At 51.9% G+C, this 1905-nt stretch carries 3 protein-coding genes and 1 pseudogene; all 4 read left to right on the top strand.

Annotated features, from left to right (window positions below; all coding sequences use genetic code 11):
• The coding region (locus L691_RS29960; protein ID WP_036737986.1) for a Smr/MutS family protein at positions 1 to 303 on the top strand (303 nt) is incomplete at its 5' end.
• Between the two features lie 33 nt (positions 304 to 336).
• Complete coding sequence (locus L691_RS0123770) at positions 337 to 756, top strand: DUF350 domain-containing protein (protein WP_025692771.1); 420 nt, start codon at positions 337 to 339, stop codon at positions 754 to 756.
• A 138-nt stretch (positions 757 to 894) separates the two neighbouring features.
• Positions 895 to 1443, top strand: a complete 549-nt coding sequence (locus tag L691_RS0123760; protein ID WP_025692770.1) for a hypothetical protein — start codon at positions 895 to 897, stop codon at positions 1441 to 1443.
• A 77-nt stretch (positions 1444 to 1520) separates the two neighbouring features.
• A pseudogene (locus L691_RS29955) lies at positions 1521 to 1905 on the top strand (MFS transporter); the annotation flags it as partial.

Below are 1905 nucleotides of genomic sequence, written 5' to 3'. Positions count from 1 at the left end.
CCGGCTGCCCCGCAGCCGCTGCGCCAGGCTACCACAGTCAAGCGCACACGGGACGAGAATATCCGCAGCGAGCTGGATTTGCGTGGAGCAAATTTGGAAGAGGCGCTGATTGAGACGGACCGTTTTCTTGATGAGGCGTTTCTCGGAAATCTTGGCCAGATTTACATTATCCACGGCAAGGGAACCGGTGTCCTGCGCTCGGGGATTCAGGAATATTTGCGCAAGCATAAGCATGTCAAGAGCTACCGTCTGGGCAACTATAATGAAGGCGGCGCGGGCGTAACGGTTGCGGAGCTGAAATAACGGGCTTTCCCGGCGGAAAGAAGGAGAAAACCTATGGAACACGTAATCGATGCTTGGCTGAGCCATCCGCTGGGGAGCCTGCTCGGCTACTTTGCGGTTGCCATTTTGGAGCTGGTTGTATTTCTATCCATATTTGAAATGGTAACAAAGTACAATTGCTGGGATGAAATCCGCAGGGGTAACGTGGCGGCTTCAATGGCGACCGGCGGCAAAATATTCGGTATCTGCAACGTGCTGCGCTTCAGTATCCAGGCTGAGGCTTCGATTTACGAAACCATGAAGTGGTCCGTAATCGGTTTTGTTCTGCTGCTGATTGCTTACTTTATGTTTGAATTTCTGACGCCCGTCTTTTCGATCGATAAGGAGATTGCGGCCGATAACCGGGCGGTCGGACTGACAGCGATGCTCATTTCCGTGTCATTATCCTATGTGATCGGGGCTTCCATTCTGTAGAAAAAAATCGAACGGCGCAAAAGGAGACGCTGAAGCCGAATGAAAATTCTGGTGCGTGTGCTGTTTGTTGCGGCGGTCTTGTTTATGGCGGCCGGAATTATCTATCTAATGATGAATTGACGAAGGAGACTGAAAAAAATGGATACGACCATCTGCCCTTGGTGCCATACGGAAATTGTATGGGACGAAGAACTCGGACCGGAGGAAGCCTGTCCACATTGCGGCAACGAACTTAGCGCTTACCGTACGGTCAATATCAGCAAGGAAGATCTGGATGACGACGAATTGGAAGACGATGACGAGCATGAGCATGAGCATGAACATGAACATGGCGACAATTTATGGGGAGAAGACGAGCAGGACGGAGTTGTTCCCGTATTCAACACACTCGATGCTTACCGGGACACTTACGATCTGGAGCATTATGACAGCTCCGTAGCCGCCGTTCTTGATGAGCAGGCCGAAGTGCCTGAATGTCCGCAGTGTCATGAATATATGCTGCTTGCCGGTACGGTAGAGGTGAGTGATTTCAAATCCGCCGTTCCCGCCTTACTTGGCATACCGCTGCTGAACGCGCCGTTCTCCTTAAATATGTATGTCTGTCCGTCATGCTTTCAGGTTCAGCACAGCCTGGCCGAAGAAGACCGAGAGCAGTGGGTGCGCAATATCGGGGGCCTTCGCAAATAAATAAGTTCCTCCGCTAAGATCCTCCCGTTTGGGGCATGTTATACGGGTGCATGTCTCAAAGGTTAAGGAGGAATACGATGAAGGTCTCGCTGCGGGGACAGGCGGCGCTGCTGCTGGCGGTTAACGGGTTATTCGTGCTTTCGGGCGCGCTTGCGGGAACTTTTCTGAATGTCTACTTGTGGAAAAATCGTCAGGATTACGCCATGATCGGCTGGTTTACTGTAGCCCAGCAGCTTGCTCTGGGTCTCAGCTTTTGGCTGGGGGGCAAGTGGGTGAAGGAACATAATAAAATGAGCGCCCTGCGGCTTGGCATCGCCGTTTCGGGCCTTTTTTATCTTCTGGTGCTGTGGCTGGAGAGCAAGGTGACCCAGTACGTCTGGCCGCTTGGCATTGTGCTTGGCATTGCTTCGGGCCTGTTTTGGCTGGCCTTCAACATCGTTTATTTTGAAATTACGGAACGTG

The organism is Paenibacillus zanthoxyli JH29 (assembly GCF_000520715.1).
Lineage (GTDB): Bacteria > Bacillota > Bacilli > Paenibacillales > Paenibacillaceae > Paenibacillus_AQ > Paenibacillus_AQ zanthoxyli.
This window is presented reverse-complemented; position numbering and strand designations above follow the sequence as displayed.

Bases quoted from the DNA above. Each gene is read 5' to 3' on its own strand.
- L691_RS0123770 (WP_025692771.1), top strand. From the start codon at position 337: ATGGAACACGTAATCGATGCTTGGCTGAGCCATCCGCTGGGGAGCCTG.
- L691_RS0123760 (WP_025692770.1), top strand. From the start codon at position 895: ATGGATACGACCATCTGCCCTTGGTGCCATACGGAAATTGTATGGGAC.